Origin of the sequence: Thioalkalivibrio sp. ALE20 (assembly GCF_000381405.1) — a bacterium.
Classification (GTDB): domain Bacteria; phylum Pseudomonadota; class Gammaproteobacteria; order Ectothiorhodospirales; family Ectothiorhodospiraceae; genus Thioalkalivibrio.
Window position 1 is genome coordinate 65,332 of sequence record NZ_KB906478.1, and the last position, 26,897, is coordinate 92,228.

The 26,897-nt window shown below is 68.7% G+C and carries 21 protein-coding genes; 9 read left to right on the forward strand and 12 right to left on the reverse strand.

Annotated elements, in window-relative coordinates:
• Positions 1–70 precede the first annotated feature (70 nt).
• From F790_RS0111305 to F790_RS0111325, 5 genes are all read right to left on the reverse strand, one after another.
• Positions 71–1,981 carry a methyl-accepting chemotaxis protein gene (locus tag F790_RS0111305; RefSeq protein ID WP_019591719.1) on the reverse strand — a complete coding sequence of 637 codons (1,911 nt, stop codon included), beginning with the start codon at positions 1,979–1,981 and terminating at the stop codon, positions 71–73.
• Positions 1,982–2,107: 126 nt separating this feature from the next.
• A complete protein-coding gene (locus F790_RS0111310; protein ID WP_019591720.1) occupies positions 2,108–3,658 on the reverse strand; it encodes a DASS family sodium-coupled anion symporter in 1,551 nt (516 codons plus the stop codon).
• 3 nt (positions 3,659–3,661) lie between these two features.
• The gene (gene argF, locus F790_RS0111315) at positions 3,662–4,576 is read right to left on the reverse strand and encodes an ornithine carbamoyltransferase (RefSeq protein WP_019591721.1); all 915 of its coding nucleotides are present in this window, start codon (positions 4,574–4,576) and stop codon (positions 3,662–3,664) included.
• Positions 4,573–5,769, reverse strand: coding sequence for an acetylornithine transaminase (locus F790_RS0111320; protein ID WP_019591722.1), 1,197 nt, complete (start codon positions 5,767–5,769; stop codon positions 4,573–4,575). Before F790_RS0111320 ends, argF begins: the two co-directional genes overlap by 4 nt.
• A gap of 112 nt (positions 5,770–5,881) precedes the next feature.
• Positions 5,882–6,463, reverse strand: coding sequence for a superoxide dismutase (locus F790_RS0111325; protein ID WP_018870440.1), 582 nt, complete (start codon positions 6,461–6,463; stop codon positions 5,882–5,884).
• A gap of 232 nt (positions 6,464–6,695) precedes the next feature.
• Between F790_RS0111325 and ppk1 the strand changes: the two genes are divergently transcribed.
• Positions 6,696–8,786: a polyphosphate kinase 1 gene (ppk1, locus tag F790_RS0111330; RefSeq protein WP_019569934.1), complete on the forward strand. Its 2,091-nt coding sequence runs from the start codon at positions 6,696–6,698 to the stop codon at positions 8,784–8,786.
• A gap of 33 nt (positions 8,787–8,819) precedes the next feature.
• Here ppk1 and F790_RS0111335 read toward each other — a convergent pair whose 3' ends face one another.
• Genes F790_RS0111335 through egtD form a run of 3 tightly spaced genes read right to left on the reverse strand, consistent with a single transcriptional unit; the run spans position 8,820 to position 11,879 of the window.
• Entirely contained in the window at positions 8,820–10,340 is a 1,521-nt protein-coding gene (locus tag F790_RS0111335) for a Ppx/GppA phosphatase family protein (protein WP_019569933.1), read from the reverse strand.
• A gap of 2 nt (positions 10,341–10,342) precedes the next feature.
• Positions 10,343–10,846, reverse strand: a complete 504-nt coding sequence (locus tag F790_RS0111340; RefSeq protein ID WP_018870443.1) for a histidine phosphatase family protein — start codon at positions 10,844–10,846, stop codon at positions 10,343–10,345.
• A gap of 4 nt (positions 10,847–10,850) precedes the next feature.
• Positions 10,851–11,879 (reverse strand): L-histidine N(alpha)-methyltransferase, encoded by a 1,029-nt coding sequence (gene egtD / locus F790_RS0111345; protein ID WP_019589490.1) that lies wholly within the window; start codon positions 11,877–11,879, stop codon positions 10,851–10,853.
• A 115-nt stretch (positions 11,880–11,994) separates the two neighbouring features.
• Here egtD and egtC point away from each other — a divergent pair, with 115 nt between their 5' ends.
• The 7 genes from egtC (at position 11,995) to F790_RS0111380 (ending at position 17,632) form a co-directional block, all read left to right on the forward strand.
• The gene (gene egtC, locus F790_RS0111350) at positions 11,995–12,777 is read left to right on the forward strand and encodes an ergothioneine biosynthesis protein EgtC (protein ID WP_019589491.1); all 783 of its coding nucleotides are present in this window, start codon (positions 11,995–11,997) and stop codon (positions 12,775–12,777) included.
• A 15-nt stretch (positions 12,778–12,792) separates the two neighbouring features.
• The gene (locus F790_RS0111355; RefSeq protein ID WP_019591724.1) at positions 12,793–13,974 is read left to right on the forward strand and encodes an SUMF1/EgtB/PvdO family nonheme iron enzyme; all 1,182 of its coding nucleotides are present in this window, start codon (positions 12,793–12,795) and stop codon (positions 13,972–13,974) included.
• 34 nt (positions 13,975–14,008) lie between these two features.
• Complete coding sequence (locus F790_RS0111360) at positions 14,009–14,752, forward strand: SIMPL domain-containing protein (protein ID WP_019591725.1); 744 nt, start codon at positions 14,009–14,011, stop codon at positions 14,750–14,752.
• Positions 14,753–14,776: 24 nt separating this feature from the next.
• Positions 14,777–15,097: a rhodanese-like domain-containing protein gene (locus tag F790_RS0111365; RefSeq protein WP_018870448.1), complete on the forward strand. Its 321-nt coding sequence runs from the start codon at positions 14,777–14,779 to the stop codon at positions 15,095–15,097.
• A 97-nt stretch (positions 15,098–15,194) separates the two neighbouring features.
• Positions 15,195–16,391 (forward strand): succinyldiaminopimelate transaminase, encoded by a 1,197-nt coding sequence (dapC, locus tag F790_RS0111370; protein WP_018870449.1) that lies wholly within the window; start codon positions 15,195–15,197, stop codon positions 16,389–16,391.
• A gap of 73 nt (positions 16,392–16,464) precedes the next feature.
• Positions 16,465–17,286 (forward strand): 2,3,4,5-tetrahydropyridine-2,6-dicarboxylate N-succinyltransferase, encoded by an 822-nt coding sequence (gene dapD / locus F790_RS0111375; RefSeq protein ID WP_018945604.1) that lies wholly within the window; start codon positions 16,465–16,467, stop codon positions 17,284–17,286.
• On the forward strand, positions 17,279–17,632 hold the full coding sequence (locus tag F790_RS0111380) for a Spx/MgsR family RNA polymerase-binding regulatory protein (RefSeq protein WP_019591726.1): 354 nt from the start codon (positions 17,279–17,281) through the stop codon (positions 17,630–17,632). Before dapD ends, F790_RS0111380 begins: the two co-directional genes overlap by 8 nt.
• A 15-nt stretch (positions 17,633–17,647) precedes the next feature.
• On the opposite strand, the gene F790_RS15005 is transcribed toward F790_RS0111380, so the two are convergent.
• The 4 genes from F790_RS15005 to F790_RS0111400 form a co-directional block, all read right to left on the reverse strand.
• Entirely contained in the window at positions 17,648–19,561 is a 1,914-nt protein-coding gene (locus F790_RS15005; protein ID WP_019591727.1) for a methyl-accepting chemotaxis protein, read from the reverse strand.
• Between the two features lie 170 nt (positions 19,562–19,731).
• Complete coding sequence (locus F790_RS0111390) at positions 19,732–21,063, reverse strand: DEAD/DEAH box helicase (protein WP_019569926.1); 1,332 nt, start codon at positions 21,061–21,063, stop codon at positions 19,732–19,734.
• A 171-nt stretch (positions 21,064–21,234) separates the two neighbouring features.
• Complete coding sequence (locus F790_RS0111395) at positions 21,235–23,754, reverse strand: EAL domain-containing protein (RefSeq protein WP_019591728.1); 2,520 nt, start codon at positions 23,752–23,754, stop codon at positions 21,235–21,237.
• Positions 23,755–23,849: 95 nt separating this feature from the next.
• On the reverse strand, positions 23,850–25,475 hold the full coding sequence (locus tag F790_RS0111400) for a methyl-accepting chemotaxis protein (protein WP_019591729.1): 1,626 nt from the start codon (positions 25,473–25,475) through the stop codon (positions 23,850–23,852).
• A gap of 121 nt (positions 25,476–25,596) precedes the next feature.
• On the opposite strand from F790_RS0111400, the gene F790_RS0111410 reads away from it, so the two are divergent.
• Positions 25,597–26,858 (forward strand): IS3 family transposase gene (locus tag F790_RS0111410; protein WP_369773037.1). Its coding sequence is split into 2 segments (ribosomal slippage): positions 25,597–25,899 and positions 25,902–26,858, totalling 1,260 coding nucleotides; the frame shifts between segments, so codons are not numbered across the junction.
• Positions 26,859–26,897 lie beyond the last annotated feature (39 nt).

Genomic DNA, 26,897 nt, shown 5'->3' on the forward strand with positions numbered 1-26,897 from the left:
GAATCGGCCGCCGTCACGAAAAGCCATCCTCCGGCACGGGGCACAACACCCCGGCCGGCAGGACCCACGGTCAGACACGGAAGCGCCCGGTGCGTTCCTGCTGCGCCGAGGCCAGCTTCGAGAGCTCCTCCGAGGCGTTGGCGATCTGCTGCGATCCGGCCACGGTCTCGTCCAGCACCTGAGTGATGTTGGAGACGTTGCGGTTGATCTCCTCGGCCACCGAGGACTGCTCTTCGGCCGCGCTGGCGATCTGCGTGTTCATGTCCGAGATGCGGCTGATGGACTGCGTGATCGACTGCAGCGACTGCCCCGCATCGTTGACCTGTTCCACGCTGGAATGCGCCTGTCGACGGCCTTCCTCCATCGCCTTCACGGCGTCGCGCGTGCCGTTCTGCACCCGCTCGATCATCCCCTGGATCTCCTGGGTGGAATCCTGGGTCCGGCTCGCCAGGGTCCGCACCTCGTCGGCCACGACCGCGAAGCCGCGGCCCTGCTCGCCGGCCCGCGCCGCCTCGATGGCTGCGTTCAGCGCCAGCAGGTTGGTCTGATCGGCGATGTCCCCGATCACCTCCAGCACCTTGTTAATCTCCTCGGCATCGGTCGACAGCCGCTCGATCACCTGCGCGGTGTTCTCCACCTGGGTGGACAGGGTGTTGATCGCACTGACGGTCTGCTCCACCAGCTCGCGGCCGTGGGTCGCATCCTTGTCCGTGCTCTGCGCGGCTTCCGCCGCCTCGGTGGCGTTGCGGGCCACCTCGGCCACGGTCGCGGTCATCTCGTTCATGGCCGTGGCCACCTGGTCGATCTCGGACTGCTGGCGGCCGACCTGTTCGTTGGTCTGCTCGCTGGTCGCGGACAGCTCGTTGGCCGCGGCCGCCACCTGGTCGCCGCCGGCGGCGACCTCCTTGACCAGTTCATGGATCTTGTCCACGAAACGGTTGAACGCCGCCGCCAGATCTCCCAGCTCGTTGTTGCCGTCGGCCTCCAGCCGGCGCGTCAGGTCCCCGTCGCCGGACGCAATATCGTCCAGGCGCTCGACCGTATCGCGCAGCGGCCGCACGATACTGCGCGACAGAAGCCAGGCCAGCAGCAGGCCGAGGCCGATGGCGGCCACGCCCACGCCCACCACCGTGGCCGTGGCATTGCGGGCCATCGCCACGTAATCGCTGCGATCGACCATCAGCTCCAGCACGCCCACCGGCTCGCCGGAGAAGTCTTCCACCGGACGCCCGACCACCGCCATCGGACGACCGTCGTGCTCGGTCCGGCGCACCAGTTCCTCGCCGCCGGCAATCCGCTCCATTTCCTCACGGTTGAAGGTCGAGTCGCCGTTGATGGTGCTGCCGAATGCCTCGAAGGTCCCGTCGCGCTGCAGGTAGAGGGCCACCGGGGCTTCCGTATCCGCCGTAAAGTCCTCGAAGAAGGCATCGTCGAACGCCATGCCGAATTCCAGCGACCCGATATGTTCACCTTCGTGGGAGACCGGGACGATGCCGCGGATGCCCAGGCCGGCCACCCCTTCTTCGAGCCCGGAGATCGGCCGGCGGTCACGGTTGGTCTCGACCACGGTCTGACGGAACCCGGAGAGGTCATCGTCGTAGCGATCCGGACGGTGCGCCCGCAGGAAGGACGTCGCCGGCGGCGTATGGAACTGGTACTGGCGTACGCCGTATTCCTCGTAGAGGTGATCAAAACCCGGCACCGTCATCTCGTGCAGGCGTTCGCGGTCGCGCCGGGCGAAGGCCTGTTGCACGTCCGGAATGGCGGCCACGGCCTGCGCCATCGCGGTCCCGCGATCGGCCTCCTGATCGAGCTGCCGGATCAGCAGTTCACTCAGGTCATTGAGTTCACGCTGTTCCGCGCGGTCCGCCATGTTGCCGAGGCTGTTCATCACCACCACCAGCGTGAGCACCACGACCGCGACCACCACAAGGGTGACGCCGCCCATCAGGCGGGTTCCGATCCGGATATTCCTGAGCATCACTCTCTCCCTTGAAGCTTTCTTCGCGCCCGGGATTACGGGCGCCATGCTACGAGTCTCTCGCCCCCGCTAGCGGCCGGCCGCGGCCCGACTTGAGCCGCGCGGGTCACGCGCCTCCCCACGCACTCAGCCCACGTGCCGCAGCAGCAAAGGCTCGGCGAGCGCATACACCGCGAGGCTGACCAGCACGATGGCGACCACCGACAGCAGGGCCCCGCCGCGGATCATGTCCACCACGCGCAGGCGATTGGAGGCAAACACGATGGCGTTGGGCGGCGTGGCCACCGGCAACATGAACGCGACCGACGCGGCAAACGCCACCGGCAGGGTCATGAGCCCCACCGGCACATCCATGCGCAACGCGAGCGCCGCCACCAGCGGCAGCAGGGTGGCCGCGGTAGCGGTATTGCTGGTCACGTGGCTGAGGGTCATGGTGACCAGCACGACCCCGGCAATCACCAGCAGCAGCGGCCAGGCCTGGGCGCCCATCAGCGCCTCGGCGGTCAGTTCCGCCAGGCCCGAGGATTCAATCGCCGAACCCAGGCTGAGACCGCCGCCCACGAGCAGCAGCACCCCCCACGGCAGCTCGCGCGTGTTATCCCAGCACAGCAGCCGCCGCTGACCCGAGGCCCCGGAAGGGATCAGGAACAGCAGCCCCGCCCCGAGGATCGCGATCCCGGCATCCGTCAGTTCCAGCGGCAGCCACGCCTCCAGCAGGGGGCGAAACATCCAGGCCAGCGCCACCAGCAGGAACACCGCCGCCACGCGCAACTCCGCCCGGCTCCACGGCCCCAGATCGCCTACCTGCTCCTGCAGCATGCGGTCGAGCCCGTTGAGACGGATGCGGTGCACCGGGAACACCCAGCGGGTCAGCAGGATCCAGGCAATGAGCAGCAGCGTCAGCGACAGCGGCAGGCCCAGCAGCATCCAGTCGATGAAACCGATCCCGAGCTCGTAGCGGTCATTGAGAAACGCGACGGTCAGCGCATTGGGCGGGGAACCGATGATGGTGGCCATGCCGCCGATGTTGGCCGCGAAAGCGATGCCCAGCAGCAGCGCCAGGGCCGGACTGCGGCTGTCCGGCGCCATGCCCTGCAGGCCCTGCCCCCCGTCGCGCTCCATCAGCCCCAGCACCGACAGCGCGATCGGCAGCATCAGGGCCGCGGTGGCGGTATTGCTGACCCACATCGACAACCCGGCGGTGGCCAGCATGAAGGCGCCCACCAGGGTGTGCAGCCCGCGGCCGGAACGCGACAGGATCGCCAGCGCCAGCCGCTGGTGCAGGCCCCAGCGCTGCACCGCCAGGGCGATCGCGAAACCGCCCATGAACAGGAAGATGGTGGGATTGGCGTAGGGTGCGGTAGCCTCGTCCATCGCCACCACGCCGGTCAGTGGCAGCAACGCGATGGGCAGCAGGGCCGTGACCGGAATGGGCAGCGCCTCGCTGATCCACCACACGGCCATGAACAGGGTCAGGCCCAGGACCCGCCAGGCCTCCGGGGAGAAGGCCTCCGGCGGCGGGACCAGCAGAAAGACCACGAAGACCAGCGGCCCGAGGAACAGACCGATGCGCGCGCGCAGCGCGCTTCCGGCGGGGGATTCGCCGTGATCCTGTCCGGGACCGCCGCCGGCGCCCTGCGGCGGCGTTCGCTCCCCCTCCCCGGTCGTCTCCTGCATGCGTCAGTCCGCCGCGCGCACCAGGAATTCCATCAATGCCTTCTGCGCATGCAGGCGATTTTCCGCTTCGTCCCACACCACGCTCTGCGGGCCTTCCAGCACGTCGGTGGCCACCTCTTCCTCGCGATGCGCCGGAAGGCAGTGCATGAACAGGGCATCCGGCTGCGCGCGATCCATCAGGGCCTGATCCACGAAGAACCCGGCAAACGCCTGGCGCCGCGCGCTCTTCTCCTGTTCCTGGCCCATGCTCGCCCACACGTCGGTCACCACCAGATCCGCACCCGCGGCCGCCTCGCCGGCATCGCGGGTCACGGTCACGTGATCGCGGGTGGCCTCCAGCACCGAGGGCTCCGGGTCGTAGCCCTCGGGACAGGCCGCCACCAGCTCGAAGTCCAGCAGATGGGCGGCGTACATGTAGCTGTGGCACATGTTGTTGCCATCGCCGATCCAGGCCACGCGCTTGCCGCGGATGTCGCCACGGTATTCGAAGAAGGTCTGCAGATCCGCCAGCAGCTGCGCGGGGTGTTCCAGATCGGTCAGCCCGTTGATCACCGGCACTGACGAGTGCCGCGCGAACAGCTCCACCTTTTCGTGCTCGTAGGTGCGGATCATCACGCAGTCCACCATGCGCGAGAGGACCCGTGCGGTGTCCTCGATGGGCTCGCCCCGCCCGAGCTGGGTATCCCGCGGCGACAGAAACAGCGCGTTGCCGCCGAGCTGCTGCATGCCCACCTCGAAGGACACCCGGGTGCGGGTCGACGACTTCTCGAAGATCATTCCGAGGGTCTTGCCCCGCAGCAGGTCGTCATGGTGTTCGCCCGCCTTCAGCTGGCGTTTCAGCTCGATCGCGCGGTGCAGCACCGCGCGCGTCTCTTCGGCGGACAGATCGAGAAAGGAAAGAAAATGGCGCGGATTCATGCAGAAGCCTCCCTGGTGGCCCCGGATGCCAGAAACGCATCCACCCGGTCGGCCACGCCGTTCGCGATCTGCGTGACCTGTTCGTCGTCAATGATCAGCGGCGGCAGCAACCGGATCACCCGCTCCGCCGTCACGTTCAGGATCAGCCCGGCCTCCAGCGCCTGCCCCACCAGCTCGCCGGCCGGCCGATCCAGCTCGATCCCCAGCATCAGACCGCGGCCGCGGATCTCCACGACCTCCGGCCGGTGGCCCAGGCGATCCTCCAGCTGCCGGCGCAGCGCCCGCCCCTGGCGTTCGGCATGTTCGCACAGGGCCTCCTCCTGCATCACGTCCAGCACCGCCAGCGCCGCGCGCGACACCAGCGGACCGCCGCCAAAGGTGGTGCCGTGCATCCCCGGCCGGAACAGGTCGCGGGCCGCCCCCGCCACCAGATTCGCCCCGATGGGAATGCCGTTGCCCAGCCCCTTGGCCAGGCTCACCACGTCCGGGGTGATGCCTTCATGCTGAAACGCGAACCACTGGCCGGTACGGCCGATGCCGGCCTGGATCTCGTCCAGCATCAGCAGCCAGCCGCTGGCATCGGCGATCTCCCGCAGGCGGCGCAGATAGCCGTCGGGGGGGATGCGGATGCCGCCCTCGCCGGTCACCGGCTCGACCAGGATGGCCACGATGTCCTCCTGCCCGGCCAGTGCCGCCACCGCGTCCGCATCGCCGTAGGGCACATGTTCGAACCCCTCGACCAGCGGCTCGAACCCGGCCTGGATCTTCGCATTGCCGGTGGCGGACAGGGTCGCCATGGTGCGCCCGTGGAAGCTCCCGTCCATCACGATCACGCGCGGGCGCTCGATGCCCTTCGCCCGTCCGTGCAGCCGCGCCAGCTTGATCGCGGCCTCGTTGGCCTCGGCCCCGGAGTTACAGAAGAACGCGCGCTCCATGCCGGCCAGCGAGCACAGCCGCCGGGCCAGGTTCTCCTGCAGCGGAACCCGGTAGAGGTTGGAGGTGTGCACCAGGGTGGAGGCCTGATCACAGACCGCACTGGCCACCCGCGGATGCGCATGCCCCAGGCCGCAGACCGCAATCCCCGACAGCGCATCCAGATAGCGCCGGCCCTCGGTGTCCCACAACCAGGCACCCTCGCCGCGCTCGAAGGCGACCGGCAGGCGATTGTAGGTCTGCTGCAGGAAATCGTTCATGTTCCGTTCTCCAAACGCGAAAGCCGGCGGTGGTGCCGCCGGCTTCCGGAATGCGGGTCGGACACCCGGCGCGGAACCCTCTTGCGGGAACCCGCCGGGCTCGTCGCCGATCTTACTGCATCTGCCGGGCGACGAAGTCCCAGTTCACCACGCTCCAGAAGTTCTCGAGGTACTTCGGGCGCGCGTTGCGATAATCGATGTAGTAGGCATGCTCCCACACGTCGCAGGTCAGCAGCGGGGTCTGGCCGTCGCGCATCGGGTTGGCGGCGTTCGAGGTATTGACGATCTCCAGCGAGCCGTCGCCGTTCTGCACCAGCCAGGTCCAGCCGGAACCGAAGTTGCCGACCGCCATCTCGTTGAACTTTTCCTTGAAGGCGTCGAACGAACCGAAGGCGCTGTTGATGGCGTCCGCCAGCTTGCCGGAGGGCTCGCCACCGGCATTCGGGCCCATGCAGTTGAAGTAGAAGGTGTGGTTCCAGACCTGGGCGCCGTTGTTGAAGATGCCGCCGGCCGGGGCCTTCTTGATGATGTCCTCCAGCGAGGCGTTCTCGAACTCGGAGCCCGGCAGCAGGCCGTTGAGCTTGGTCACGTAGGTCGCGTGGTGCTTGTCGTGATGGTATTCCAGCGTCTCGGCGGAGATGTGGGGCTCCAGTGCGTCCTTCGCGTACGGCAGATCGGGCAGTTCGTAGGTCATGGGACCTCCTTCTTCGCGTTCGTTCGTTATTCGTGGTGATGTCTCGCGGGGACCGCCCCTTCACGGGCGATCCCGAACCCGCTAACGATAGTCACCTTGGGCGGGCGATGCAATTCCCGAGTACAACACTCGACCTTTGGCGGGCCGCGGGTGCGGGCATCGTGATACCTTTTCTTCGTAACGTAACATCGCCGTGCTGGACTGGGCGGATTCCGTGATGTGCCCGTCCCCGATGCAGGATACCGACTTGGAAGCCAACGACCGTTTTCTCAACCGTGAACTCTCGCTGCTGGAATTCAACCGCCGGGTGCTGGAACTCGCGCGGGAACCCGGCTTTCCTCTGCTGGAACGCCTGCGTTATCTCAGCATCTCCTCGACCAATCTCGACGAGTTCTTCGAGGTCCGCGTCGGTTCGCTGCTGCAGCAGGTCGAACTGAACGTCAGCGCGCCCGGACCCGACGGCCTGTCCGCGCAGGAACAGCTGCGCCGCATCAGCCCGGCCGCGCACCAGCTGGTGGACGAGCAGTACGCGATCCTCAACGACGAACTGATCCCGGCGCTGGCCGCCGAGGGCATCCACTTCGTGCGCCGTACCCACTGGACACCGGAGCAGCAGGCATGGGTGCGGGACTACTTCCGCGAGCAGCTGCAGCCGGTGCTCACGCCCATCGGCCTGGACCCGGCCCATCCGTTCCCGCGCATCCTCAACAAGAGCCTCAACTTCATCGTGACCCTGCAGGGCAAGGACGCCTTCGGCCGCGAATCCGGCCGCGCGGTGGTGCAGGCCCCGCGCTCGCTCCCGCGTCTGGTGCGCCTGCCGCCGGAGGTCGCCTCCGGCGACAACGACTTCGTACTGCTCTCCTCCATCCTGCACGCCCATGTCGGCGAGCTGTTCCGCGGCATGCAGGCCACCGGCTGCTACCAGTTCCGGCTCACCCGCAACTCCGACCTGTTCGTGCAGGAAGAAGAGATCGACGACCTGCTCAACGCGCTGGAGGGCGAGCTGCCGCAGCGCAACTACGGCGCCGCGGTGCGCCTGGAGGTCGCGGACAACTGCCCCGAGGAGGTTGCCCGTTTCCTGCTGCAGCAGTTCAACCTGACGGACGAGGCCCTCTACCAGGTCACCGGCCTGGTCAACCTCAATCGCCTGATGGCGGTCCACGATCTGGTCGACCGCCCGGATCTCAAGTTCCCGCCGTTCGTGCCCGCGCTGCCGCGCCCGCACGTGGGCGCCGAACAGATCTTCCACTGCGTGCGCGAACACGACCTGCTGCTGCACCACCCCTACGAGTCGTTCATGCCGGTGGTGGAGTTCCTGCGCCAGGCCGCCAGCGACCCGGACGTGCTGGCGATCAAGCAGACCCTGTACCGCACCGGCACCCGCTCGCCACTGGTCGAGACCCTGATCGAGGCCGCGCGCAACGGCAAGGAAGTCACCGTGGTGATCGAGCTGCGGGCGCGTTTCGACGAGGCCGCCAACATCGAGCTGGCCAACCGCATGCAGGACGAGGGCGTGCACGTGACCTATGGCGTGGTCGGCTACAAGACCCACGCCAAGCTGGCGCTGGTGGTGCGCCGTGACGAGAACGGCATCAACCGCTATGCCCACCTGGGCACCGGCAACTACCACTCCGGCACCGCCAAGGCGTACACCGACTACGGCCTGATGACCGCCGATCCGGTGATCACCGAGGACGTCCACCGGGTGTTCCAGCAGCTGACCGGGCTGGGCCAGGTGTCCCGCCTGCGGCGGCTGATCCAGGCGCCCTTCCGGCTGCACGACGCGATGCTGGAAAAGATCCGCCGCGAGGCCGAACATGCCCGCGCCGGACGCCCGGCACGCATCGTCGCGCGCATGAACTCGCTCAACGAGGCGGCGATCATCGAGGCGCTGTACGAGGCCTCGCAGGCCGGTGTCCGCATCGAGCTGATCGTGCGCGGGATCTGCGCCCTGCGCCCCGGGGTGGAGGGGCTCTCGGAGAACATCGAGGTGCGCTCGGTGCTGGGGCGCTTCCTCGAGCACTCGCGGGTGTTCTGGTTCGGCAACGACGGCGAACCGGAGCTGTACCTGTCCAGCGCCGACTGGATGCCGCGCAACTTCTTCCGCCGCGTCGAGGTCGCGTTCCCGGTGACCGATCCGGCCATGCGCGAGCGGGTGGCGGAGGAGTCGCTGTTCGCCTATCTGCGGGATACCGCCACGGCCTGGCGCCTGCTGCCGGACGGTCGCTACCAGCGCGTGACCCCGGCGGAAGGCGAAGCGCCGTGGTCGGTGCAGCAGTGGCTGCTGGACACGCTCTCGGGGACCCAGACCACCAGCGGGTAACCCCCGGGCGCGCGGCCCGGGCCCGGATCCCGGTCAGGCGAAGGCCAGGCGAACCCCGACCCGTTTGAGTTCCGCCGCCTCGGCCTCCAGATCGGCGCGGGTCAGCGGGTGTGCGTCCAGCCAGCCGTCGGTGAAGGTCAGTTCCAGGCCCGCCGTGCGCGGGCGCACCGTTTCCAGCGGCAGCGGGTCGTCGGTACGCGGGCGGTGCAGCAGCACCGCCAGCCGCAGCAGCACCACGAGATGACGGAAACCTTCGTCGTCCCCGGGACGCGGGTCCTTCAGCAGCGAGGGCTTGAGCTTGCGCCGATGCAGTCGCACCAGGCGCGCCAGTTCCTGTTGTTCCGGCCGCGAGAACCCGGGCAGGTCGGCCCAGTCGAGGATGTATTCCCCGTGCTTGTGGTACTTCGCGTGCGACAGCGCCAGGCCGATCTCGTGCAGCTCCGCCGCCCAGCTGAGGCGATCGCGATCTTCCGCCCCCAGGCCCAGCTCGTCGGCCACCTGCTCTGCCAGCCAGTCGGCGGTGGCCTGCACGCGCCGCGCCTGTTCCGCGTCCACCGCGAAGCGCTCGCGCAGGTGATGGATGGTACGTCCGCGCACGTCCTCGTGGCGGATCCGGCCCAGCAGGTCGTGCACCACGCCCTCGCGCAGCGCACCGTCCGAGGGATGCAGACGCTCGATCCCCAGCGCGCGAAAGGCCCCGATCAGGACCGCCAGCCCGCCGGCAATCACCGGTCGGCGGTCCTCGTTGAGCCCCGGGAGGTCGTCCAGATCCGCGCTGCGCTTCTTGCGGATCATGCGCTCGCGCAGGGCCTCCAGTGAGGCCAGCGTGAGCCCCGGTTCGGGATCCAGCTCCAGTCCCTCGACGATCCGGCTGAGGGCCAGGATGGTCCCGGACGATCCGAGGGCCTGCGCCCAGCCGAGCCGGCGATAGGTCCCGACCAGCGGCTGCAGCTCGCGTCCGGCCTGCAGCTCCGCGGCTTCAAACGCACGCCGGGTCAGGCGCCCGCGCGGGAAAAACCGGCGGGTGAAGCTGACACAGCCCATCTCCAGGCTCTCGGCTCGCTCGGTCTCGAAACGCGCCCCGATGATGAACTCGGTGCTACCGCCGCCGATGTCGATCACCAGACGCCGCTCGCCCTCGTCCGCGAGGGTATGGGCGACCCCGAGGTAGACCAGGCGGGCCTCCTCGCGCCCGCCGATGATCTCCACCGGATGACCCAGCGCCGCCTCGGCGCGCTGCAGGAAACGATCGGCATTGCGCAGCTGGCGCAGGGTATTGGTACCCACCGCACGCACGCTGCCGTGTGGCAGCCCGCGCAGGCGCTGGCCGAAGCGTTCCAGGCAGGCGATCGCCCGTTCCGCCACCGCCGGGTCGAGACCGCCGCGCGAATCCAGTCCGCTGGCCAGCCGCACCATGTCCTTCAGGCGGTCCTGCATCAGGACCTCGCTGCCCTGGCGGCGTGCCACGATCATGTGAAAGCTGTTGGAACCCAGGTCCACCGCCGCGACGGTCTCGACCTCCCCGGGCTGGCCAGCCTGCCCCTCGTTCGTCATGGTCAGGCCCCGCCGAGGCGTTCCAGCACCCCGCGCGGCAGGTGCCACACCAGATGCAGCGGGCCGGGCAGATGGCCGCCCAGGCCGCAGGCATCGCCCTTGCCCATGGCCACCGGTGCCGCGCCGCCGGACAGCCCGAGAAGGCGGCCGGCGAGCCGCGACAGATCCGGCTCGTGCCCGACCAGCACGATGCTGCCGCCATCCTTCTCCGTCTGCAGCCGCTCCTGCAGCTCGGGGCCCACCAGCTGCCCCGGGCGCAGGCAGTCCACGGTTTCCGCCTCGCAGGCCAGGGCCCGCGCCAGCGGCGCGGCTGTCTGCGCCGCGCGGTGCCAGGGGCTGACCCAGACCCGCGCCGGCTCCGCCAGCAGCGGCACCAGTGCACGGGCCATGGCCGCCGCGCTCGCTTCACCCTCACGGGTCAGGGGACGGTCGCGGTCGGGGCCGTCGAATGCCGACGGATCCTCGGACTGGGCGTGGCGCAGCAATACCAGATCGGGGCGCTTCACGGGATCAGGCCTCCGGGTCCGGTCGCAGCATCAGCAGCGAATACCAGCCGTCGCCGGCCAGCCACTCGCGATCCCGCAGCAGACCGCTGCCGGCAAGCAGCCGGTCGATCATCGTCGCGTCGAACTTGCGCGAGATCTCGGTGCGGATCACTTCGCCCGCGGTCAGCTCCAGGGTGGTGTCGAACGCGTCCACCCGCACCTGCTGCGGGGCCTGCGCCACCAGATGCATCTCGATGCGCGAGGCCTGATGATTGAACGGCGCGCGGTGCACGAAACCGCGCTCGTCGAAATCGGCCCCCAGCTCGCGGTTGAGCACCGACAGCAGGTTCAGATTGAAGGCCGCGGTGACCCCTGCCGCATCGTCATAGGCCGCCTCCAGCACGTCCACCGGCTTGACCCGGTCCAGGCCCAGCAGCAGGTGATCGTCCGGCCCCATGGTCCGGCGGATCGTCTGCAGCAGCGCGATCGCCTCGGCATCCTCGAAGTTCCCGAGGCTGCTGCCGAGAAAGGTGAACAGCCGGGCCTCGCCGTGACCGCTCTCCGCCTCGTCATCGGTCAGGGCCTCCAGGGCAGCGATGTAATCACCCGCCAGCGCCCGGATGCTCAGCTGCGGGAAGCGCTCCACCAGCCGCGCACCGGCCTCGTCGAGGATCTCCGCACATACGTCGTTGGCGACGTAATGCGCCCGCTCGCCGGCCGCGCGTTCCAGTGGCGCGAGCAGGTATTCGGTCTTGCGCGAGGTGCCGCTGCCCAGCTCCACCAGCGTGGACGCCCCGGCCGCCGCGATGATCGCCTCGGCGTTGCGCTCCAGCAGCGAGGCCTCCAGACGGGTGGGATAGTATTCCGGGGTATCGCAGATGGCGTCGAACAGCGCCGAACCACGGGCATCGTAGAAATACTTGGGCGGCAGGCTGCGCGGGGGGTCCAGCATCCCGGCACGGAAGTCGGCGAGCAGTTCGGCGTGCGCGTCGCGAACCTCGACGGTGCGGCGGGAATAGCGCTCGGGAATGCGCTCGGCGGGAGATGCGGCCATCGGGGGTTCCGTCGTCTTGGGTTTTCCGGCACGCTAGCATGAAAACCGCGACGGCTCCCAGCACCGGAGTGCTTCGCCGGGACTTTCTCCGAACCACCCCGAACCGCCGACTCCCATGTGCCGCCACCTCGCCTATCTCGGTCCTCCCCTGCCCCTGCGGGCCCTGCTTGTGGATCCGCCGCATTCGCTGACCGAGCAGGCGATCGGACCGCAGGAACTGGTCTACGCCCGGGTGAACGCCGACGGCTTCGGCTTCGGCTGGTTCGACGAGCGCGGCGAACCGTTGAACTATCGCCGTGCCGACCCCATCTGGCAGGACCCCAACCTGCAGACCCTCGCCGGACACCTGCACCAGCCCCAGTGGGTGGCGGCCATCCGCAGCGCGACGCCCGGCTTCGGCGGCGACACCGCCAATGCCCAGCCGTTCGCGCGCGACGGACTGCTGTACAGCCATAACGGCCTGATCCGGGGCTTCCTCCCGCGCATCCGCCGCTGTATCCAGCAGCGCCTGGAACCGGCGATCGAGGAGGGCATCCAGGGAACCACGGATTCCGAATACCTGTTCGCGCTGATCCGCCAGCTGCTGGCCGACGACCCGGAAACCACCCTGGAAGGCGCACTGGGCGAGGCCTTCTCGCTGGTGGCCGAATGGCTGGGGGACGAACACGCCCTGCTCAACGTGATCATCGGCGACGGTCGGCGCATCGTAGCCAGTCGCCACGCGGTGAATGCCGACTCGCCCAGCCTTTACTACACCACCGATGACGAGACGTTCCCGGACGGCAGCGTGGTGATCGCCTCGGAACCCCTGACCGACCGCGAGGCCTGGCGGGCGGTGCCGCCGCATCATCTGCTGTGCGTGGAGCCCGAGAGCCCGCCGGAACTTCTCGCCCTGTAACGTGCTCTTGCCGACATGTCCGCGAACCCGCCCCTCAATCTGCGTGACTGCCTGACCACCCAGCATGCGCGCCTGAACGACGCCCTCGACGGTACCCCGCCCGCCGCGGGCCGCAATCAGTATCATCGCGATCTGAGCCCGGTCGACTGGCACTATGCCCACTGCCATTTCATCGAGGCGGTCTGGCTGGGCGAGCGCCTGCCGCAGCAACCGCCCGAGGCGAAGCGCGACTGGCACGACCTGTACTTCCCCGAACTGAGCCCCAAATGGCGCCGGGGCGGTCGTCTGCCCCCGCGGGGCCGGCTGCGGGCCTGGGGCCACGAGCGCCAGACCCTGCACCGCGAATGGCTGGCGGACCCCGCGATCCAGGACCATCCGCTGATGGTCGGCGACTATCTCGCCGGTTTCCTGGCCCAGCACCATGCGATGCATCTGGAAACCCTGGAACAGGTCCGCTGGTTCGCGCGGCTGCATGGCGCCCACCCCGGACGGGCCCCCGCCCCGCCGCGGCCGGGCGCGGACCCGGGCACCGCCGTGCCGGACCGGGACTGGATCCCGTTCGACGCCGCCCGCCACACCGTCGGCTACGCCGGCGTCGACGCCTTCGACAACGAACGCGGCGTCCACGAAACCACCACCGGACCCTTCGAGATCGCCGCCCGCCCGGTCAGCAACGCCGATCATGCGGCGTTCATCGAACAGGGCGGCTACCGGCGCCCCGAATTCTGGGATCGCGCCGGCCTGGAGTGGCTCCGGCAATCGGGTACCCGCGGCCCGCTCGGATGGTGGCGGGCAGGGGATGGGCAATGGTGGCAGACCCGTCCGGATGGCGAGGCCCCGCTGGACCCGGATGCGCCAGCGATGGGCCTGTGCTGGTTCGCCGCGCGCGCCCACGCCCGCTGGGCCGGCGCCCGCCTGCCGCACGAACATGAATGGGAACGCGCCGCGCGGGAAGGTGCGTTGCAGGCCACCGGCCAGGTCTGGGAATGGTGCGACAACGCGTTCTTTCCCTATCCGGGATTCCGGGCCTATCCTTATGAAGGGTTCTCGGTGCCGTGGTTCGACGGGGAACACCGGGTCCTGCGCGGCGGCTGCGAATGGAGCGATCCGATCCTGTGCCGGCCCAGCCTGCGCAATTTCTTCACCCCGGAGAAACGCCACGTGTTCGCCGGACTGCGCCTGGTGCGCGACCGCTAGGGAAACACTGATCAATGTCCGAGAAGGAACCGCCATGCCTGCCCCGACCTCCGTCCCGACCCGTATCACCACCCTGCTCTGCGGCCTGATCCTGGCCGGGGCCGCCGTCACGCCGGCCGCCGCGGGCGGCGACGGGGCCACGGTGTTCAAGCTCTCCGGCACCGCCGAGCGTCAGGTCGAGAACGACCGCATGATCGCCACCCTGGTGGCCGAGGCCCGCGCGCCCGAAGCGCGTGATGCCGCCGCCCAGGTCAATCAGCGAATGGAGGGTGCCCTGGCGCACCTCGAGGCATTCGAACACATCGACACCCGGACCCTCGACTACAGCACCCGCGCGATCCAGGACCGCAATGACCGCAGCCGGATCACCGCCTGGCAGGTGCGCCAGAGTCTGGAACTGCGCGGCGGCGACTTCGACAGCCTCACCGAGCGCGTCGGCGAGCTGCAGCAGGAACACGAGCTCACCGTCAGCGGCATCCGTTTCGGCGTGTCCGCCGAGCGCGAACGGGAGGCACGCCGCGAGATGATCGACGACGCGGTGGAGGACCTGACGGATCAGGCCCGGGCGATGGCGCGCAGCATCGGCGCCTCGCATCTGCGGCCGCTGGAGATGGAACTGACCCGCCAGCGCAGCCACGGACCGCAGCCGATGATGGCACGCTCCGAAGGAGTTGCCAGCGCCCCCGCGCTGGAGGCCGGCGAGAGCACCCTGACCATCCGTGTGGACGGTCGCATGCAGGCCCTGGGAGCGGACACCCTGCGCGTAACACCCCGATAAGCCGGGAACCATAGCGGAGACCGCATGCGCCAGATGACCGCGCCGGAACTGAACGACTACCTCGCCACGGCGGACCCGCCGCCGCTGCTGCTGGACGTGCGTGAACCCTGGGAATTCGAGCACTGCCATATCGAGGGCTCACGCCTGCTGCCGATGGGCCAGATCCCGTCGCGCCGGGACGAACTGGATCCGCAGGCCGAGATCGTCGTCATCTGCCACCATGGCGTGCGCAGCCAGCAGGTGGCGGGATTTCTCGAACGGGCCGGCTTCGGCCACGTCATCAACCTGCGCGGCGGCGTGGACGCCTGGGCGCGCGAGGTGGACGTGAACATGCCCGTCTACTGATCCCGTCCGTTCCGGCCCCGGCCGGTGCGGGGAATACTGGGCCGTGCCGGCGTCATTCCGTATACTGACCGGTTTCCCGGCCCACTGCGAGCAAGCGATGAATCCTGACCTCGACCGGCTCCAGCCCTATCCGTTCGAACGCCTGCGGGCGCTGTTCGCCGATCTGGAGCTGCCCGGGGGCGTGGATCCGATCGCGCTGTCCATCGGCGAACCGCGGCACCCGCTGCCCGACTTCGTCGAACCCACGCTGCAGGCGGCGGTCAGCGGCTACAACCACTACCCCACCACGCGCGGCGCGCCGGCCCTGCGCGAGACCATTGCCCTGTGGCTGCAGCAGCGCTTCACCCTGCCCGACGGGGTCGACCCGGAGCGCCAGATCCTGCCGGTCGCGGGGACCCGCGAGGCGCTGTTCGCCATCGCCCAGGCGGTGGTCGATCCGCATGCCGGGGCCCGCGTGCTGATGCCCAACCCGTTCTACCAGATCTACGAGGGCGCGGCCCTGCTGGCCGGGGCGGAGCCGGCGTTCTACGACCTGGATGCCGAGCGCGGCTGCCTCCCGGACTTCTCGCAGGTACCGGAATCGCTGTGGAAATCGGTGCAGCTGGTGTATGTCTGCAACCCCGGCAATCCGGCAGGCACGGTGATCCCCGAGGATCAGCTGCAGACCCTGATCGAGCTGGCCGAGCGCCACGACTTCGTGATCGCCGCCGACGAGTGCTATTCCGAGATCTACCATCCGCGCGGGCATCCGCCGCCGGGACTGCTGGGCGCCGCCGCGCGCATGGGCAACGACACCTTCCGGCGCTGCATCGCGTTCCACAGCCTGTCCAAGCGCTCCAACCTGCCGGGTCTACGCTCGGGCTTCGTGGCGGGCGATGCCGGGATCCTCGAACGCTTCGCGCTGTACCGCACCTATCACGGCTGCACCCTGCCGACCCCGACCCAGGCGGTCAGCCGCGCGGCCTGGGCGGACGAGGCCCACGTCGAGGCCAATCGCGACCTCTATGCCGAGAAGTTCGCCCGCGTGGTGCCGAAGCTCCAGGAGGTGATGGAGGTCAGCACGCCGGAAGCCGGGTTCTACCTGTGGCCGCGGGTACCGGACGGCGACGACGAGGCCTTTGCCCGCCGGCTGTACGCCGAGGCCGGGGTCACCGTGCTGCCCGGGCGCTATCTCGGCCGCAGCCACCCCGACAGCGGCTACAATCCGGGCGCCGGCCATGTGCGCATGGCGCTGGTCGCCGAACCCGAGGCCTGTGTCGAGGCCGCAGAGCGCATCGTCGGGCTGTATCGCTGATCAGCTCCGCCGATCCTCCCGCACCCGTTCCTTTCGTTTTTTCATCTACGATCGACCACAAGGAAACGTCACCATGTCGGACCTGCAGAACACCATCGAAACCGCCTTCGAGCGCCGCACCGAGATCAGCCCGCGCAACGTCGAGACCAGCGTGCGCGACGCCGTGAACGAGGCGCTGGACATGCTCGACAGCGGCCGCGCCCGCGTCGCCGAGAAGAACGGCGGCGAGTGGGTGGTGAACGAATGGCTGAAGAAGGCCGTGCTGCTGTCCTTCCGTATCTCGGAGAACGAGTTCATCAAGGGCGGCTTCACCAACTACTACGACAAGGTCGCCTCCAAGTACGCCGACACCTCCAGCCGCGACTTCCGTGAAGGCGGCGTACGCGTAGTGCCGCCGGCCACCGCCCGTCACGGCAGCTACATCGGCCCCAACGTGGTGCTGATGCCTTCCTACGTCAACATCGGCGCCTACGTGGACGAAGGCACCATGGTGGACACCTGGGCCACGGTCGGCTCCTGCGCGCAGATCGGCAAGAACGTCCACCTGTCGGGTGGCGTCGGCATCGGCGGCGTGCTGGAACCGCTGCAGGCGAACCCGACCATCATCGAGGACAACTGTTTCATCGGCGCACGTTCCGAAGTGGTCGAAGGCATGATCGTCGAGGAAGGCGCGGTGATCTCCATGGGTGTCTACCTCGGCCAGTCGACCCGCATCTACGACCGCGAGAACGACGAGATCATCCGCGGCCGCGTGCCCGCCGGCGCGGTGGTGGTGCCCGGCACCCTGCCGGCGGAGAACGGCAAGTACTCGCTGTACTGCGCGGTCATCGTCAAGCGCGTCGACGAGCAGACGAAGGCCAAGGTCGGCATCAACGAACTGCTGCGCGATGTCTGAGGTCGTCCTCCACGGCATCGCCAACTGCGACACCGTGCGGCGGGCACGCCGGGCGCTGGAGGCGGCCGGCGTGGAATATCGCTTCGTGGATTTCCGCAAGGACGGCCTGGATCCCGAACGCCTGCGGGAATGGGCCATGGAGCTGGGCTGGGAGGCCCTGATCAACCGCCGCGGCGCGACCTGGCGCCAGCTGCCGAAGGAACAGCGCGAGGCCCTCGACGAGGACAGCGCACTGGCCCTGATGCTGGAGAAACCGACCCTGATCCGCCGTCCGGTGATCGAACACGCCGGCCGCGTGAGGCTGGGCTGGGGCCCGGAGAACGCCCGGGCCCTGGGCGCCGAGTAAGCGCCCGGGTTCGCCTCAGTCGCCGGACTTGCGGTAGCCGGCGACCTCCTGCTGCAGCTGTCGGGCGAGGCCCTCCAGGGCCTCCACCGCCTGCTGCATATCGGTCGCGCCGTCGGCACTCTGGGCCGCCAGATCGTTGATATGGTGCACGTTGCGGTTGATCTCCTCGGCGACCTGGCTCTGCTGCTCGGTGGCGCTGGCCACCTGCCGGGTCATGTCGTCGATGGTGCTGACCGACTGGTCGATGGCGTCCAGTGAACTGCGGGCCTCGTCCGCCTTGCCAACGCTGGATTCGGCCTGCTGCTGACTGGCATCCATGGCCTCCACCGCACGGCCGGCCGCGCCCTGCAGCCGCTCGATGATCCCGCGGATCTCCCCGGTGGAGTCGTTGGTGCGCTGCGCCAGGTGCCGGACCTCGTCCGCCACCACCGCAAAGCCGCGTCCGGCCTCCCCGGCACGTGCCGCCTCGATGGCCGCGTTCAGCGCCAGCAGGTTGGTCTTGTCGGCGATCTCCTCGATCACCTGCAGGATCGTACCGATGTTGTCGCTGTCGCCCTTGAGCTCGTCGATCACGTCGCGCGAGCGGTTGATCTCCCCGGCCAGGGCATTGATGGTCTCCTGCGTGGCGGACACCACGTCGCGCCCCCCATGCACCGCCTGAGTCGCCTGATCGGCCTGCTCCGCGGTGCTCTGGGTATTGTTCGCAACCTCCTGCACGGTGGCCGACATCTCGTTCATCGCCGTCACCACCTGCTCCACGTCACTGCGCTGCTCGCCGGTCGCCCGGCTCAGTTCCGCACTGCGCCCTTCCAGCTGACGCGCCGAGGCGGCGATGCCGTCGGCCGCGTCCGCGACCTGGCCTATCAGTCCCGACAGCCGTTCCATCACCTGGTTGAACGCACGGCCGGTGCGGCCGATCTCGTCGCGCGTGGCGATATCCACGCGATACCCCAGATCCGCCGAACCGCTGCCTACCGCTTCCAGGCCAGTAGCCAGACGCTCCAGCGGCCGGGTCAGAACACCGGCATAGATCCAGCCGATCACAAGCGCGACGAGGAACGCCACGATCCACAGCGCCCACAGAAGCCACCAGAGCATGTTCACCGGCGCGTACAGCTCCGACAGTGTCTGATCCACGATCAGGCCCCAGTGGACGTCGTATTCCTCGGCCATCTGCGGCAACATCACGGTCAGGCCCCACTTGCGGTCGCCGTCGCCACTCAGGAACTCACCGCCCGGATCGCCCTCGCGATGTCGGACCGGGGCTTCCATGATGCGGTAGCCGCTCATGTCGTACCCGAACCGGTCCATGTTCCGGTGCCCGATCAGCCGTCCGTCGCCGTTGAACAGCGTGGCGCGACCGGTCTCTCCGATCGCCACGCGGTCGGACACCGCCTTGACGGCGTCCATCGGCAGTTGTGCCGCCAGGACCCGGCCGTCATCCAGGGGTTCCAGGTAGGTGATGAAGCGCCCGTCGGCGGAATCCGCCCCGACGTCGACATCCAGCAGGCGGTCACCGGCCTGCGCCGCGCGCACCTTGCCGTCACGGGTGGCGCCCGGGCCCGCCCCGGCGCGTTCGGCCATGCGCCCCGACTCCGCCAGGACTGCCCCGGCGTCGTCCAGCAGGCCGGCCCAGCGGAACCCTTCGTACTCGGCACGCAACCCTTCCAGCGCCGTTTCGGCATCCCGCGGATCGGCGAGATCGGCCCGGGCCACGCTGCGCAGGGCCTGACCGTGTTCCACCACGCGCCGGTCGACCGCGGCCTGCACCTGCTCGCCGACGTTGATCAGCGTCTGTTCCAGGCTCGCGTTCAGCTGGCCCTTCATGCTGTGGAAGGTCACCCCGCCCATGATGGACAGCGGGATGGTGCTGACCGCGATCACCAGCAGGATCAGTTTGAGGCGCAGACCCTGTATCTTCATCGTCATCCTCCGGTTCCTGATCCCTTTGACGGCTAATCTCCAGCCGCCTTGAGCCCCACGAAAAAACGCACCCCGGGAGGTGCGTTTCGTGTACTGCTTCACATTTCTTCGGGAGCGGACGGAAGACGCTCGCCCCGCATTCCCCGGTGCCGCGCCGCGACACCGGGGAAGCCGTGTCAGCGGCGCCCGGAGGCGGCCTGACCGCGGCCCCGGCCTTCGGTGCCGCGGCCCTGCCCCTGACGCGGACCACCGCCGCCGCGTCCGGAACGGTTGCCGGCGCCATTTCCGTTGCCCTTGCCACGGGGAGCACCACTGCCCTTGCCACGGCCGCGGCGGGGGCGGTCATCCGCCACCGGCTGCGGCGCCGCGTAGCCGTCGGTCTCCATCCGCTCGATCGGACGCTGAATCAGCTTCTCGATCCCGGCCAGCAGCTTCAGCTCGTCGCCGCCAACCAGCGACAGCGCCGAGCCTTCACACCCCGCGCGGCCGGTGCGGCCGATGCGATGCACATAGTCCTCGGGCACGTTCGGCAGCTCGAAATTGACGACCTGCGGCAGCTGGTCGATATCCAGCCCGCGCGCGGCGATATCCGTGGCGACCAGAACCGGCACACGGCCGGACTTGAACTGCTCCAGTGCCCGGGTGCGGGCGTTCTGGCTCTTGTTGCCGTGGATCGCGGCGGACTGCACCCCGTCCTTGGTCAACTTGTCCGCAAGGCGATCGGCCCCGTGTTTGGTCCGCGTGAACACCAGCACCTGTTCCCAGTCGTTGCTGCGGATCAGATGGCTCAGCAGATCCCGCTTCTGATGGCTTTCCACCAGGTGGACCTTCTGCTCCACGCTCTCCGAGGCGGTGTTGCGCGCCGCGACTTCCACGCAGGCCGGGTCGGTCAGCAGGCCATCGGCCAGCTTGCGGATGTCATTGGAGAAGGTGGCCGAGAACATCAGGTTCTGGCGCTTCTTCGGCAGCATCGCGATCAGCTTGCGGATGTCGCGGATGAAGCCCATGTCGAGCATGCGATCCGCCTCGTCCAGCACCAGGATCTCCACCCCGGACAGGTCGATCGTCTTCTGATTCGCGTGATCCAGCAGGCGCCCGGGCGTGGCCACCACCACGTCCATGCGGCTGCGCAGCGCGCGGATCTGCGGATTCATGCCCACCCCGCCGAAGATGGTCATGGAGCGTTGCTCCAGATGCTGGCCGTAGGTCTTCACCGAATCGTGAACCTGGGAAGCCAGCTCCCGCGTCGGGGTCAGCACCAGGGCGCGCGGACGGCCGTTGCCGGCGCGCGCCGGCGGATTTTCCGCGAGCTTCTGCAGGATCGGCAGGGTGAAGCCGGCGGTCTTGCCGGTTCCGGTCTGGGCCGCGGCCAGCAGGTCACGACCGGCCAGCACTTCAGGGATCGCCCCGGCCTGGATCGGCGTGGGATGGGTGTAGCCGGCGGCGGAAAGCGCGCGCAGCAGGGGTTCGGCCAGATTCAGGCCGGCAAAAGTCGGTTGGTCAGACATGAGTGCTCCAGCGCAACCCGCCGCTCAACGCTCGGCCAAGGGGCACCCATCGGGGAAGACGACATCGGGGGGATCGAAACGATCAAGTGAACGGACGCTGACGGGCGGGGCGTTCGGTAATCCGCCACCATACGGCCTTCCCGGCCCCATTACAAGCCAGCGCGGGCTGGTTCAGTCACGGCAGGGGCACTGCTCGGCCGGCACCGGAGGGGACCACAGATACCCCTGCCCCTCGCGGCACCCGACCCGCAGCAGGAAATCGCGCTGCGCCTCGGTCTCGATGCCCTCGGCCAGCACCTCCAGATCCAGGGTCCGCGCCAGTGCGATGATGGCGCGGATGATGTCCTCGCTGGAACCGGAACGGCCGATTTCCCGCACCAGCGACTGATCCAGCTTGAGCCGGTCCAGCGGCATGCGGTGGAGCAGCGCCAGGTTGGAATAGCCGGTGCCGAAATCGTCCATCGCCAGCGCCACGCCCAGGGCCTTGAGCCGGCCCAGCTCGGCCATCGCGGCCTCCAGACTGGTCATCAGCATGGTCTCGGTGACCTCCAGCTCCAGCCGATGGGGCTGCAGGCCATGACGCTCCAGCGCCTCGCGCACCACCGGCGTCAGCTCGCCGCCCTCCAGCTCCATCACCGACAGGTTGACGGCCATGCGCGGCACGTGGCTTCCCTCGGCATCGCGCGTGGCCAGATGCGCACAGGCCCGGTCCAGTACCCAGCGGTCGATCGCTCCGATCAGCCCGGTCTCTTCGGCCAGAGGGATGAATTCGCCGGGCGATAGCCTTCCCCGCTCCGGATGTTCCCAGCGCACCAGGGCCTCGACCCCGGTCAGGACGAACGGATCCAGACCGTATTGCGGCTGCAGGAAAAGTTCGAACTCCTCGCGCACCAGGGCCTCGCGCAGGTCGTGCTCCAGCAGCGTGCGTCGCGAAGTCCGCTCGCCCAGCCCGGTGACATAGACCTCCCAGCGATCCCCGCCGCCACGCCGCGCCTCGTCCAGCGCCAGTTCTGCGGCCGTGAACAGCTCCTCGGTGGTCGCGCCGTCGCGGGGAAATTCGGCGCAGCCCGCGCTGACCGTGATCCGCAGCGCACGCCCGGCCAGCTCGAAGGGCCGGCGCAGCTCGGCCAGCAGACCATTCAGCCATTCTTCCCGCGCCGCGCCCGCGGCCGGGGCTTCCAGCAACAGACCGAATTCGTCGGGCCCGGAGCGCGCCACCGTATCCTGCGCCGCCACATACTGCGACAGCCGCTGCGCCACGCCGAGCAGCAGCTGGTCCCCCAGCGCCGTGCCAAGGGTCTCGTTCAGTCCCTTGAACCGGTCCAGATCCAGCAGCACCAGCAACCGGGTCGCACCGTCCAGGCCCATCGCCAGTTCGATGCTGTGCCCGATACGGTCATGCAGCAGGGCCCGGTTGGGCAGACCGGTCCGGCTGTCGTAATGGCTCAGCAGCCGCAGCTGCTCGCGCTGCTCGAAGGTCTGGGTCAGATCGGTCCAGCTGCCGATGATCTCCTCGCGTGCCTCCCCGCGCCCGTTGTGCACAGGGACCCGCTGCATTTCATCACGCACGCGTCGCACCCGCCCCTGCGCATCGAACAACCGGTACTCGACCACTGCATGCCCCTGTTCCCGCGCCTGTTCGCGCGCCCGCCGGGCCAGCGTGCGGTCCTCCGCGTGGACATGCTCGCGCCACCAGTCGGGCTGCAGGGCCTCTTCCGGCGAATACCCGAACAGCGACGCAAGATTGCCGCTGACCCAGGTCAGGTCGCGCGTGTCGGGAGGCAGCGAATAGATGACCACCGGGGAGCTGTCCAGCAGGTGCCGGAAACGCCGGCTTGCGCGCTCCAGCTCGCGCGTGCGCCGCTGCACCTGCCAGCGCAGGGTCAGCACCAGCCCCCCGAGGGCCACCGCCACGCCCGCGAAGACACCCAGCATCGGCAGGGCCCAGGCCGGCAACACACCCCGCACCTCGGGGCTGAGCGTTTCCGCCATGGCACGGTGATAGGGCGAATCGGGCGTACCCTTCCAGGTCGCCAGATGGCCGTCCACGGCCTCCAGGACGGCCGGATCCAGCGTGGGCGAGGCGGCGAAATAAAGCCCGGTGTGGTCGAAGGACAGCGGCGTTTCGAACAGACCATGCCGGGCCGCGTGCCGTCCGCCGTGGAAATTGTTGCTCACTGCAAGATCCGCGGCCCCCTCGCCCACCGCTGCCAGCACCCCGTCCAGGGATTCGCGCCGCACCAGACGTGCCCCCTCTGCCGCCGACGACAGCCAGTCCTCGTGCACCGAGTCCTCGAGCACCGCCACCCGCCGCTCCACCAGATCCTCCAGCGAGCGCACCGAAGCCTCGCGCGGGGCGTACACCTGGCTCCACGACTGCGCCACCGGCACCTCGTGGAAACGAAACCGCTGCTCGCGCTCCCCGGTCAGGGCCACATCCGGCATCAGATCCAGTTCGCCCTGCTCCAGCTGCGCCAGGCATTCGGCCCACTGGCAGCCCCGGTACTCCACGCGCCACCCCTCGCGCCCGGCCAGGGCCTCCAGCAGCACAGGGAACAGCCCGGCCGGCTGCCCCTCGGCATCGGTGTAGATCTTGGGCTCGTTCTCGTACAGCCCGACATGCAGCACGGTCCGCTCGTCCTGCGGCGCATCGACGCCGCATCCCGCAAGCACAAAAAAGCCCGCGACCACCCATGTGGCCGCGGGCCTTCTCCGGATCCGTTCCCTGGCGTTCCCTGCTGTGGGCATGCGGGCCTCCGGCCTTCCACCGTTCGACCCGTCTTATCCTACACCCGAAAACGCTCCACGCGCTGGCGCAATTCGGACGCCAGTCGCGAAAGCTGCTCGCTGGCCGTGGCCACCTGGCTGGAGGCGCTGAAGCTCTCGTCCGCCACGGTGCTGATGTTCTGCACGTTGCGGTTGATCTCCTCGGAGACGGTGCTCTGCTCCTCGGCCGCGCTGGCGATCTGGGTGGTCATCTCGTCAATCGTGCGGATGGACTGGCTCAGCTGCTCCAGGCGATCGCGCACACCGTGGACTTCCTCGACCACGCTGCGGGCACTGTTCTCGTTGGTCTCCATCGCGCCCACTGCGTTCTTCACGCCCTTCTGCAGGCCGGTAATGATCGACCCGATCCGTTCGGTGGATTCGTGGGTACGACCGGCCAGCACGCGCACCTCGTCGGCCACCACCGCGAAGCCCCGTCCGGCCTCGCCGGCCCGCGCCGCCTCGATCGCCGCGTTCAGGGCCAGCAGGTTGGTCTGCTCGGTGATCTCCTGGATCATGTTCAGGATCTGGCCGATCTCTTCGCTCTTCTCGGCCACCTCGCGCACCGCATCCGCCGAGGAATGGATCTCGGACGACAGGCGATCCACCGCATCGGCGGTCTGGCGCGTGCTCGCGTTGGCCTCGGTGGCCGCCTGATCGCCGGCCCCCGCCGCATCCGCCGCCGATTGCGTATTGCTGGCCACCTCGGCCACCGTCGCCGACATCTCGTTCATCGCCGTGGCGACCTGATCGGTCTCCTCCTTCTGGCTGGCCACGCCGTTGCGGGTCTGCTCGGCCACCGCGGCCAGCTGATCGGTCGCCGAGGCCACCTGCTCGCCGGAGTCCACCACCTGACGGACCAGCATCTGCATGTCCTGCGTCATGGTATTGAAGGCCTCAGTGGCCACGCCGATCTCGTCACACCCCTTGACCGGCAGCGGATCGCCGCGCAGGTCGCCGTCCGCCATTTCCACCGCCCGCGCCCGCAGGGCATCGATCGCACGCACCAGGTAACCGGCCAGCAGCACCGCCATCAGCACGCCGGCGAGAATGGCCACCCCGGAGGTGCCGATCATGATGCCCGCCGCGCGCACCTGCGCACTGCGGGCCGCCTCGGACATCGCCTCGCTCTCGGCGGTCAGGACCCGCTGCATGTCCTGCAGACCTTCTTCCATGGTCTCCAGATGGGCCAGGGTCTGGCGGCTGTAGGTCGCCTCCGCCTCGCTGTCATCGCCGTCACGGACCGCATCGGTGATCGCGTGCGCGCTGGCATGCAGGTTGTAATGCGGCTGCTCCAGGCGGTCGAAGACCCTCTGAAACTCCGGACTGGCCATCTCGTAGGCCTCGGAATCCTGGAAGTCGTAATACCACTGGCCGAAGTTGCACTGGGTATGATCCAGTTCGCCGGTGAACTCGCTGCCCGTCAGCAACGACTGCGACAGATCCAGCGCCCATTTGACATGCTGGCTTTCCATCTGAATCTGGAACTGCACGTCCTCCATGCGTTCCATCGCGGCCTCATACTGCGCCGTGGTATGGCGATCACCGGTAAGACTGGTGACCGCCATTACCAGCATCAGCAGCAGGACCACGCCAAAGGCGAGCCCCAGTTTGGTGCGCAGCTTGAGATTGGCGAGCCATTGCATGGCGATTCCCCCTTGTGAGCCTCCTCCGCACCCCGTTTGGCCTGGACACCTCCCCCGGGGGTATAGTCAGGGCGCCCTGAGCCTTTGACTGCCCCCACCTGGACCAAGACGGAGGTGTCAGATGAGCAGCAAGAAGGCCAAGAGCAACCAGAACAACGGCAAGCGGGATAAGGGCCGGTTCTCCTCCAAGCGCAAGACGGAGGTGGTCCTGCGCCTGCTGCGCGGGGAGGACCTCGAGGCCCTGAGCCGGGAGTACGGGGTCACGGCGGCTCGGATCAGCCAGTGGCGGGAGGACTTCCTCGCCGCCGGCGAGGCCGGGCTCAAGGGCGGCAGCACGCACGATCCGCGCGATGAGCAGATCCGGGAGCTCCAGGCCAAGGTCGGGGAGCTGACCATGGACCTGGAGGCCTCCCGCGAGGCGGTCAGTCGCCTCAAGGAGGGGCGCCCTTTGGCCCCGGGGAGATCGAGCTCATGAGCCGGGCGTGCTCGGTCTCTCAGCGCCGGCCCTTCGGTGTCGCCCGGCTCTGTCAGGAATGGGGCATCCCCCGCTCGACGTTCTATGCCCGCCGTCACAGCGGCGCACAGCGCGCTGCACCGGCTCATCGCAAGCGGAGGCCGGGTCCCCGGCCGAGGCTGAGCGACGAGCAGCTGCACCAGGAGATCCGGGCGGTCATCGAGGGCAGCGAGTTCACCGGCGAGGGCCACCGCAAGGTCTGGGCCAGGCTGCGCCAGCTGCAAGGGATCTACACCTCCCGCAAGCGGGTTCTGCGGGTGATGCGCGAGCACGGGCTGCTCGCCCCGTACCGGGCCCGGCGCAACCTCGGCCCCGATGTGCACGACGGCACCATCATCACGGAGGCGCCGAACCGGATGTGGGCGACCGATGCCACCGCGACGTTCCTGCCGGAGTGCGGGCAGGTGACGGTCTTCGCCGTCGTGGACCACTACAACGCCGAGTGCCTGGGGATCCACGCGGCCCGCCCTGGGACCCGCTTCGAGGCGCTGGAGCCGCTGCGCCAGGCAGTGCGAAGGATCTTCGGGGGATTTCACCAGGGTATCGCTGCCGGCTTGGCCCTGCGCCACGACCATGGCAGCCAATACCTGAGCGATGTCTTCCAGCAGGAGTTGCGCTTCCTCGGCCTCGAGTCCTCGCCGGCGTTCGTCTACGCCCCGGAGGGCAACGGCGTCATCGAGAGGTTCTTCCGCACCCTCAAGGAGCAGCTGCTCTGGTGCCATGGGGCCCGCAACGTGGCGGAGCTCAACGAGGCCCTGCAGCGCTGGAAAGAGCAATATAACCAAGGTTGGCTGCTGGAGCGCCATGGGTTCCGGTCGCCGGCGCAGGTCCGTGCCGACTACCTTGAAACTATGCCGGTGGCGGCATGATCATGCTTACGGAGTGTCCAGGCATCCGGGTGCGGTACA

Bases quoted from the DNA above. Each gene is read 5' to 3' on its own strand.
- F790_RS0111305 (WP_019591719.1), bottom strand. From the start codon at position 1,981: ATGCTCAGGAATATCCGGATCGGAACCCGCCTGATGGGCGGCGTCACC.
- F790_RS0111310 (WP_019591720.1), bottom strand. From the start codon at position 3,658: ATGCAGGAGACGACCGGGGAGGGGGAGCGAACGCCGCCGCAGGGCGCC.
- argF (WP_019591721.1), bottom strand. From the start codon at position 4,576: ATGAATCCGCGCCATTTTCTTTCCTTTCTCGATCTGTCCGCCGAAGAG.
- F790_RS0111320 (WP_019591722.1), bottom strand. From the start codon at position 5,769: ATGAACGATTTCCTGCAGCAGACCTACAATCGCCTGCCGGTCGCCTTC.
- F790_RS0111325 (WP_018870440.1), bottom strand. From the start codon at position 6,463: ATGACCTACGAACTGCCCGATCTGCCGTACGCGAAGGACGCACTGGAG.
- ppk1 (WP_019569934.1), top strand. From the start codon at position 6,696: ATGCAGGATACCGACTTGGAAGCCAACGACCGTTTTCTCAACCGTGAA.
- F790_RS0111335 (WP_019569933.1), bottom strand. From the start codon at position 10,340: ATGACGAACGAGGGGCAGGCTGGCCAGCCCGGGGAGGTCGAGACCGTC.
- egtD (WP_019589490.1), bottom strand. From the start codon at position 11,879: ATGGCCGCATCTCCCGCCGAGCGCATTCCCGAGCGCTATTCCCGCCGC.
- egtC (WP_019589491.1), top strand. From the start codon at position 11,995: ATGTGCCGCCACCTCGCCTATCTCGGTCCTCCCCTGCCCCTGCGGGCC.
- F790_RS0111355 (WP_019591724.1), top strand. From the start codon at position 12,793: ATGTCCGCGAACCCGCCCCTCAATCTGCGTGACTGCCTGACCACCCAG.
- F790_RS0111360 (WP_019591725.1), top strand. From the start codon at position 14,009: ATGCCTGCCCCGACCTCCGTCCCGACCCGTATCACCACCCTGCTCTGC.
- F790_RS0111365 (WP_018870448.1), top strand. From the start codon at position 14,777: ATGCGCCAGATGACCGCGCCGGAACTGAACGACTACCTCGCCACGGCG.
- dapC (WP_018870449.1), top strand. From the start codon at position 15,195: ATGAATCCTGACCTCGACCGGCTCCAGCCCTATCCGTTCGAACGCCTG.
- dapD (WP_018945604.1), top strand. From the start codon at position 16,465: ATGTCGGACCTGCAGAACACCATCGAAACCGCCTTCGAGCGCCGCACC.
- F790_RS0111380 (WP_019591726.1), top strand. From the start codon at position 17,279: ATGTCTGAGGTCGTCCTCCACGGCATCGCCAACTGCGACACCGTGCGG.
- F790_RS15005 (WP_019591727.1), bottom strand. From the start codon at position 19,561: ATGACGATGAAGATACAGGGTCTGCGCCTCAAACTGATCCTGCTGGTG.
- F790_RS0111390 (WP_019569926.1), bottom strand. From the start codon at position 21,063: ATGTCTGACCAACCGACTTTTGCCGGCCTGAATCTGGCCGAACCCCTG.
- F790_RS0111400 (WP_019591729.1), bottom strand. From the start codon at position 25,475: ATGCAATGGCTCGCCAATCTCAAGCTGCGCACCAAACTGGGGCTCGCC.